Annotated in this window: 9 protein-coding genes and 1 pseudogene; 1 reads left to right on the plus strand and 9 read right to left on the minus strand. The window is 32.8% G+C overall.

Going from position 1 to position 8,695, the window contains the following annotated elements; all coding sequences use genetic code 11:
• Positions 1-112: pseudogene (locus tag VB776_RS24210) on the plus strand (IS1 family transposase); the annotation flags it as partial.
• Positions 113-472: 360 nt separating this feature from the next.
• Here the strand turns inward: VB776_RS24210 and VB776_RS24215 are convergent.
• From VB776_RS24215 to VB776_RS24255, 9 genes are all read right to left on the minus strand, one after another.
• A complete protein-coding gene (locus tag VB776_RS24215) occupies positions 473-1,297 on the minus strand; it encodes a DUF5694 domain-containing protein (protein WP_323699425.1) in 825 nt (274 codons plus the stop codon).
• 178 nt (positions 1,298-1,475) lie between these two features.
• Positions 1,476-1,952 (minus strand): GNAT family N-acetyltransferase, encoded by a 477-nt coding sequence (locus tag VB776_RS24220; RefSeq protein ID WP_323699426.1) that lies wholly within the window; start codon positions 1,950-1,952, stop codon positions 1,476-1,478.
• An 8-nt stretch (positions 1,953-1,960) separates the two neighbouring features.
• Positions 1,961-2,332 (minus strand): DUF1801 domain-containing protein, encoded by a 372-nt coding sequence (locus VB776_RS24225; RefSeq protein ID WP_323699427.1) that lies wholly within the window; start codon positions 2,330-2,332, stop codon positions 1,961-1,963.
• A gap of 5 nt (positions 2,333-2,337) precedes the next feature.
• Entirely contained in the window at positions 2,338-2,796 is a 459-nt protein-coding gene (locus VB776_RS24230; protein ID WP_323699428.1) for a GyrI-like domain-containing protein, read from the minus strand.
• Positions 2,797-2,848: 52 nt separating this feature from the next.
• Complete coding sequence (locus tag VB776_RS24235; RefSeq protein WP_323699429.1) at positions 2,849-3,574, minus strand: helix-turn-helix transcriptional regulator; 726 nt, start codon at positions 3,572-3,574, stop codon at positions 2,849-2,851.
• 464 nt (positions 3,575-4,038) lie between these two features.
• The gene (locus VB776_RS24240; protein ID WP_323699430.1) at positions 4,039-4,773 is read right to left on the minus strand and encodes a hypothetical protein; all 735 of its coding nucleotides are present in this window, start codon (positions 4,771-4,773) and stop codon (positions 4,039-4,041) included.
• Between the two features lie 422 nt (positions 4,774-5,195).
• Positions 5,196-6,905, minus strand: coding sequence for a hypothetical protein (locus tag VB776_RS24245; protein WP_323699431.1), 1,710 nt, complete (start codon positions 6,903-6,905; stop codon positions 5,196-5,198).
• A gap of 426 nt (positions 6,906-7,331) precedes the next feature.
• The gene (locus tag VB776_RS24250) at positions 7,332-7,976 is read right to left on the minus strand and encodes a hypothetical protein (protein ID WP_323699432.1); all 645 of its coding nucleotides are present in this window, start codon (positions 7,974-7,976) and stop codon (positions 7,332-7,334) included.
• Positions 7,977-7,990: 14 nt separating this feature from the next.
• Complete coding sequence (locus tag VB776_RS24255; RefSeq protein WP_323699433.1) at positions 7,991-8,338, minus strand: hypothetical protein; 348 nt, start codon at positions 8,336-8,338, stop codon at positions 7,991-7,993.
• Positions 8,339-8,695: the final 357 nt, after the last annotated feature.

Below are 8,695 nucleotides of genomic sequence, written 5' to 3' on the forward strand. Positions count from 1 at the left end.
TAGCCGATTAGTAAGACAAACATTGTCTTTTTCCAAGAAATTAGAAAATCATATAGGGGCTATAAAATACTTTATTTGCCACTATAACAAACAAAGAGCATTACTTGATTAACACTACCAAAATATTGTCAATAGATATTTCATACGATAGATTATTTTTAAAACATTTAAAATTCTTGGAGTGTCAGAAATTGCCACCAATGATGGTATTGAACTGATAAATCTCTGGTAGCATTTGGCTTTTCAAAGTTCTATCCTTGCATAAATTACAAACTATTTTTAGGATGACAAAATAGAAACATCTGAAGCCCAAAAAACAAAAAGAGCAGGTGAAAACCTACTCTTCCAAAATCTTCAAATCAAACGATAACTCCATAAAAGAAACCACCGAAGCCGACCGCTAGACTAGCCGTCCGCCATTCTTTCATGGTTTGGCTTTCAGCCACCACGAAACCTTAGTTATTAGCTGCGGTTATTTTAGGTAATCAAATGTGTTTTCAAGTTTAAATTTTGGGCTTCTTTTTAAAAAATCCATAAAGAAAGCAGTATGAGTTCCGCCCATTAATATAAAAATCTTGTCATTTTTGCTAACAGGAATTTGGTTAAGATTAGAGAACATAACTAAATTCCTATGATAAAATTTTCCTGCTTCGTCTGCTCCTTCGGAATTATTTTTACTTGAATTGTATAATAACAAATCAGCATTAAAATTTATAAGACTTTCCAAATATTGAGGATGATTATTTAATTTGAATAATTCAAAAAAAGGAATTCCTTTCTCGGGATTTTTCGCATCATTTTCATCACTCAATACAGAATATTTAATTAATGTTGTAGTATCAACACTATTTGTAACATTTACGTTATAGTTATACCCCTCTTTAAAGTCAATTCCATAAATTTTTTTTGCTCCGCTAAGTCTTCCAACTTCATAAGCCAACAATTCTCTTTCGTCTGGATTTACAAATTTTTTCTTTGGGTTTTTTAGATAATCTGAATACGAAATTTGTCTTAAACTATCATTTTTAGGTAAGTCTTCAATAACAATTATTGTCGGATTAAATGCAGCCAATAACTTAGCTAAGTTTTTAATTTCTTGCTGATTTTTTTTGTCGTTTTCATCAAAATCTGTTGAGTTTGCATCAGAAGTCTCTCCCATATGAAACGTTGCTACATTTAATATAGGAATTGCATCGTCAAATTTAGTTTTATAAATATTCTGTTTGTCGTAACGCACATTTTGTGCAAAAAGATTTATTGTTGTCACAAAAAATAAGAATGTCAAAAGTTGTTTCATTTTTATGCAGGTTTGTTTATAATCGCAGCTAACGTTTTGCAGCTTGGCGAAGTGGCAGAAATCGAAGTACAAATGTTCAGTTTTGCACAAAAGCTTAATCGAAGAACTGAACTTGAATTTAACACTGAACCCGCCATTTTGCCAAACTGCTGTTAGCGGTTCGGGCTTTTTCTCGTTATTAGTTTTCCATTGTTTCAAGTTTCATCCTCAATAAAGGATATTCCTTTCCTTGGTCATCTTTATCTGTCCGTTCGTATGTTTTGAAACCGAGTTTTTCGTAAAACTTAACCGCACTTGTGTTTTGTTCGTTTACGTCCACTTTGTCGGCTTTTAATTCTGAAAAAGCAAAGTCAGTCAGCTTTCTTCCAAGACCTTTTCCGATATATTCAGGCGAAAAGAAAAGCATTTCTATTTTTCGTTCAGCGAGACCAATAAATCCTGCTACTTCTTCATTTTGTTTTAGACAATAAACTTCAAAATCATTAAAATTGAATGTATGTACGAGTTGTTTGATTTCTTCAAAGTCGGTCGGACTTAGAAAGTCGTGAGTTGCTAATACAGATTTTTCCCAAACGTTGAGAATTTGTTCTCTGTCATTCTCTGTATATTTTTCTATTTTGAAATTTTGATTTGTCGTTGTTAACCGTATGTCCATTCTGTCTGTCATTCTTTTATTTTTATTGTTGCGTTCTTATATAAGCCTAATGCTTTTTGCAAAATGTTTTCAATTGTCTTTATAGGCAAATCTTGGTTTGGATTAACTCTAAAAATCTTCATTCGGGAACGTTCGCCTTCTTCCAATTCGGGGTGGTCAAGGTATTTTCCTTCTACCATAAGAATATACGGTTCTTCCGTTTTTTTATCTGTCCATAAATAGCAAAACATTTTTTTCTTATAGCAGAAGCAGGGCATTCCCCACTTCTGCGTTTCAGTAATATTTGTGTCTTGGTCAAGAATAATACTTCGTAATGCAAGCAGGCAACTCTTGTTTGGCTCTTCTTTATTTAGATAATAGTTATGAAGTTGCTCCATCATTTTATCTATTTTACAGCAATTAAAAAGTCAATCTCTGCGTCCGATGGATTTTGTGCTTTTTCGCCAAAAACTTCAAAGTCTGCTGTAAATACTCTTTCCAAATCCATTTCCCAAATTTCTAACCATTTGTTTACGATAAGCCCTTTCATTAAATCCCCTTTGGCAGATAGTTTTATATAGTTTCCACCGTCAAAAGATTTGCCAATCATTCCGTTGGGAATGTCGTTTAAATTTTCTACTCTGCAACCTAATATTGTCGTATAAGGCTTCGTATGGTCGCTTTCATAGTCCGTATATATTGAATATACCGTGTTGTCAATTTTGTTTGGAATTGCTTCCAAAATTTTGTCATTCATAAACTTACCCCACAAATCTGCAATATCTTTTGCAACCTGATTGTTTTCGTTTGTGGTTCTTACAGCAATGCCGATTACTTGAAAAGGCTCAATTTTTACTTTGTTCATTTTTGAAATATTTTTAGTTAAGCCACAAAACTAAAATGGTGTTGCGACAACCCTATGTCAAGGGTTGTGAAAAATACTTTTCCTTACAAATTTCAAAATATTCCTGCAAGGTCATTTTATGCGGTTCAAACTGTTCATTAAGTGTTGTCAGGTTTTGAATTCTGTCCAAACGAAATGCCCTGAAATCTTTCCGTAGTAAGCAAAAAGCGATGAGTAACCAATTTTCTTGTGTGCTGTAAATGGCAAAAGGTTCAATTGTTCTTTCCGTTGTTTGGTTGGTGTCGGGTGAATGATATTTTATTTTGACAAGGTTAAAATTTGTCAAGGCTAATTGTAATGTTGATAGATAATTACTTGTTCGGTCGTTGTCTGTATTTTGTCTAAATACAGTTCGGTCGGAAAGTAAGTTTGCTTTGTCTTTGGTGTTGTTGCGTAAAACAGATTTTATTTTGTTGATAGCTTCTGAATATTCTTTTACAAACGAAGCGTCTTTATTTTTTAAAATGAGTTGTTCGGCTGTAATTAAAGCATTGGCTTCGCTTTCGGTAAACATTACTGGTGGTATTCTGTAACCTTCCATTAAAGAATAACCTTTTCCTTCTTCTGTCAGTATTGGAATACCTGCTTGTTCTAGTGCTTTTATGTCTCGGTAAATTGTCCTGTTGCTTACTGAAAATTTGTTAGCCAATTCCGATGCTGTCAAAAGTCGTTTCGTTTGCAAAATTATCAAAATTGCAGTTAGTCTTGAAAGTCGTTTAGTATCGTTATGGTCGTCCATTTTTCTATCTGTTCGGGTTTGCATGAGGTCGTCATAGCCTGACTGCTAACTAGCTATTATGCGAAAGTTTTGTAGTACTTTTTGTATTGTTTTGTGTTATTCCTATTTTTCGTTGTACTATTGATGTCGTATTTTTCGTATTGTTGAAGCCTGAATTTCTACAATCCAAAGTAATAATTTATCTTTTAACCCCCAAAAATAGGCTTACTTTAAATTTAATTGTCCAAACAGACTAACAATTCTCAAAAGACTTACTTTAAAACATAGGCATAAATATAAATGAGAAACAAGCCCTAAAAACAAAAAAGCAGGCAAAAACCTGCACTTCCAAATATCTTCAAGTTGAACGACAACTCCATAAAAGAAATTAACTAAGCCGACCGCTAGACTAGCCATCCGCCATGCCTTCATGGTTCGGCTTGCAGCCACCACGAAGGCGATGTTATTATAAGCCGTTTTTATTGTCATGGCATCAAAAATATGTCAATAAGTAAATGGTTTTCTTGTCGCCATCGTAACCAACCTGTCAATGGATTTTTGCATTTGTCAATATAATTGTGGCAAGGCTCACCTTCATATGAATTATTTTCGTCATTGTAGAAACAATCATATCTCACTTTTATCCAATCACCTTTAATTTCCATTGGACAAAATAACTCAAGTCCTAAAGGACTTGCCAATGTGTCTGAGTTGTCTACTGGTTTAATTCTTAATGTGATTTTTTTTGAAATGTCTCCATTATCGTTTGTAAGCCGTCTTATACCGAAAGATTGAGATATGTATTCGTCCCAAGTTTTGAATTCATAATTTTTTGTCTTAGGTAAATATTTAATATCGGAAAAGTTGACTAAAACTTTATATGCTTTTTCACTTTTTGCGATACACACAAAATGCATTATTCCATAGTCTGGTTTGAAAAATTTTGAGCATAAATTCATTTTGCTTTCATCTTCATACATGTCCCAACTTGCTATTTTGTCGCTAAGTAAACTGTCATTATAAATTTCAAATTTTGATGGTGCAATGATTAAGCCAATACCTAGACTTGATACTTGATTATCATAACTGCAATTGTTGTCTAGGTAGATTTGTTTGTTAATAGGTTGTGTTGAAAAAGTGTCAACGGAAGGATTGTCAATGGTGTCAATTTTACTTTCACTATTATTATTTCTATGTCCGCACGAAAAGAAAATCGTCAAAATGAATATGGTTAAAAATTGTCTTATCATGGTCGTCCTAAAATCGCTTATAACTCGCTAATATGCGAAAGTATTTGCAATACTTTTTGTATTGTTGTACCATTTTTTACACTTCCTAAAGTAGTTGTTTCCTTATTCATTCCTAATAATTCTCTTCCTTTAAATTTAATTGTCCAAACAGACTAACAATTTTTGCAAGACTTACTTTAAAACATGAGATTACTATAAATGAGAAACAAGCCCTAAAAACAAAAAGCAGACAAAAACCTGCTCTTCCAAAATCTTCAAGTCGAACGACAAACCCATAAAAGAAACCCTCGAAGCCAACCGCTAGACTAGCCGTCCGCATTCCTTCATGGTTTGGCTTACAGCCACCACGAATGCTTAGTTATTACTAGCTGGGCTTTGTCCTTCGTGTCTTGTCATTTTACTTCGGTCAAGTAATTATATGTGTCACCTGATTTTAGTAAAACATATTTGTTCCAAAATTCCATATCGTTTAAATTGTCAACTGAAAAATTCCAATCTGTTAAGGTGCTAATTTGTTCTACAACTTGACTTCCATATAAATTGTCAGCAATAATTTTAGGTTCAAAATAATTCCATTCAAAAACACGATTTAGATGACTGAGAATTACGAAATAATGTATTGTCTTTTTACCCTCTTTATTGGTTATCAAAGTTGGGTTCATAACAATTGATTTGTCTGAAGGATATATTAAAGAATGTTCGGATATTTTGTTGTAGATGTCTGCTTTCTTAGATTTTAGTCCATTATAGAATTGTGCAAACTGTTCTTTTTTAGTTTTTTCAAATTCAACATTTTTGGTTTCTAATTCCTTACGCATATTATCTGCAACCATTTTATATAAGCCGATGTAAGGTCGATTGTTTATTTCATCCGTTTTCCAAATGGTTTCTCCATATTTTTCCCACTCTGGGTCTTGCCTAAGGTCGGGTACTTTTTTAAACAATTTTGCTTCCCAAAAGTCTGGGTTAAATTCCGTTGAATTGTCTTTGAAGAAATTCCATTGTTGTAAGTTATTAAAGAACTTTTGTTGACCATCATACAATGACTTTGCATCAAAATATGTTACGTTGGACTTTTCATAATACCATTTGTCTTTGTACTTCAAACCTTTAACGATATATCCGTAAGTTTTCGGAATGTCGTTTAAAAATCCTTCGTCTTTTATGTCTTTACTTGAAATGATATTTACATTCTTATCCTTTTTGTTGTCTTTTAGTGTTTTGAAATCTTGGGCAGAAACTTGCTCTATAAAGAATGCGACAAATTTACTTTTGTCTGTGCTAAATAGAGCCTGGTAAGCTATATCAATATTGATGTTGCTGTCTAATGGTGAAATGATATTTTTAGCTGATTGCTTGTCGAAAGGTTGATTGAGATAGCTTTTTATTAAAACCTCAAATCGTTCTTGTTGTAATTGCTTTTCTCTTTTTAATGTAGGACTATTCGATGCTATGGTATAAATAACTTCTTCCAACCCTTGTGATAAAGCATTATTTATTGTGCAATTGATAGTCTTGTCTTCACAAGAAAATTCAAAACCCGGATTACTCCAGTCGCCTATGTATGTTTTGTCAAGTAGGATTGAGTTTGAAACATTGTCATAAAGCTGAACTATAATTTTCGCATAGTTAATTTTGTTCTCCTTATAAAGTTCAATTGAGGAGAAATTTAAAACATATTGAAGATTTTCCTTATCTGATTGCGTCTTCAAGTCGTCTAATGTGCCGTTGCTTTTGGTGTCTTTAATCTTAATTAATAAGTTGGGGAATTTCTCAAAGAAACGATACGCCAACATTTGTTCGGAAATAAAACTTGCTTGTTTGAAAAAGTCAAGGTCTTTGGAAAACTCTATTTCGCTTTTAGTTATAATTTGAATGTTTTCTGGTTGTTTTTTAAAGTCGGGTGAATTCAGAGCTTGTTCTTGTTCTAAAGTGTTTATTCTTTTCTTGATTTCCTTGTTATACGTTGAAACTTCTTTGTCAAACGCTTTCTCGTATTTTGTCACGTTTGGTGCAAGTATGAGAATTTGCGGCTCGTAAACTGTCTGCCCGAAAGTTGTTGTTAAGGTCAGTAGAAATAATATTGTTGTTAAGTGTTTCATCGTGGTCGTGTCGTTGTTTAGCCTTGCTGGTAACTAGCTATTATGCGAAAGTTTTGTAGTACTTTTTGTATTGTTTTGTGTTATTCCTATTTTTCGTTGTACTATTGATGTCGTATTTTTCGTATTGTTGAAGCCTGAATTTCTACAATCCAAAGTAATAATTTATCTTTTAATCCCCAAAAATAGGCTTACTTTAAATTTAATTGGTCAAACGGACTAATAATTCTCAAAAGACTTACTTTAAAACATGAGTATAACTATAAATGAGAAATAAGTCCTAAAAACAAAAAAAGCAGACAAAAACCTGCTCTTCCAAAATCTTCAAGTCGAACGACAACTCCATAAAAGAAACCACCGAAGCCGTCCGCTACCAGAGCTTGAGTTCAACATTGCCTTCATGGTTTGGCTTTCAGCCACCACGAATGCCTAGTTATTGGCGGTTCGGGCTTTTTTGTCGTTGGGTAATAAATGAATTGATTTTTCTATTAAAGAATAAAATTTGTGTCCAATCTCCGATGTTTGGTACTTGACGTCAATAACATCAATTTTCAAGTTTTTCGTTTCAATTTTGTCTAATAAACCGTAACCAACAAGTTTGGGTGCAAGTATTCCGTATAAATAACCACCGTCTTGTAAATCATCTTCAAGTTTTAATCCTCTATTAAAAAATGTTGAAAAAGTATGAAACATAGTCAGCAAGTCCTCTTCTGGTGGTTTCTGTCCTGACCAACTCATTCCATTTGTCCCAATTGGGTAGTTTTGGTTTTGTAAAATTTTATATAATTCTTTGAATTTATAATTTCCTACTTGTTCGTCCCAAATCGGATCAGTCTTTTTCTTAAATAATCTAATCACTATTTTTGTCAAAAAGTATAATCCAGCGATTGACAAAAAAACAAATATTGGTAATTTGTATGTTAAGATTGAAATAAGGAAGTCATAAACCTGTTGGCTTGAATACCCTATCAAAATAGTTAGAAGTGAGATAATTCCTGTTGAAATTACTGCACTCCCAACTGGGTCTTTCCATATTCTTAAAATTGATTCTTTTACTTTATTTAATTTGGACATATTATTAATTTTGTTTAACACATTTCTAATGTGTTCATATTGTCTTTCATTGAACATAATAAGTGTTCCGATTCAGCGGCTTTTAATTGTTGCATGGGTTTTGGCATCTCTTTAAGTTCAACGTATTTCTTTTTTGAACTTCCTATTTCCATATAACCTTTGTCTTCTAAAATTTCCATTCCCTTTCTTGCCCCAGCATGAAGATAAACTTTATCAGGCTCAATGTTCATATGTGTCCCTATTCTCATTGCAGTATCATATATTGAAAGTTCGCCAAAGCCTTTTACTTTACATTCAGTAACGATATTAAATAATTCGTCAAATGTTCTTGCTTTTAAAATGTCATTTATGCGTTTAATCAAATTGTCTCTAACTTGTTTTGAAACTTCATAAGGGATGCCACGTTGGTTGCCGTCTTTATCTAAAAATACTTCTTGATGATTATGGCGTATAAAATACTCAATGCCTTGGTTGGTGATTTTGAAAATTCCGTCAGCCGCATGAACAATAACTTCTGTAAGATTTGGTAATTCTTTATAAAAACCTAAGTATCTGTCTAAGTAGTCGGAATGTGTTTCAAAAAAAAAGTGTGTCGTAATATCGAGGCTACTGAAAAAGTCTATTTATTAACTCTCATAAACGAGCAGAAAGCCTTAGCTTTTCTGCTCGTTTTTTTGTATCTTGAAATAGATTTATTAATGTATTTTAAGATGTTATCT

It is taken from the genome of Arcicella gelida (assembly GCF_034931025.1).
Taxonomy (GTDB): Bacteria; Bacteroidota; Bacteroidia; order Cytophagales; family Spirosomataceae; genus Arcicella; species Arcicella gelida.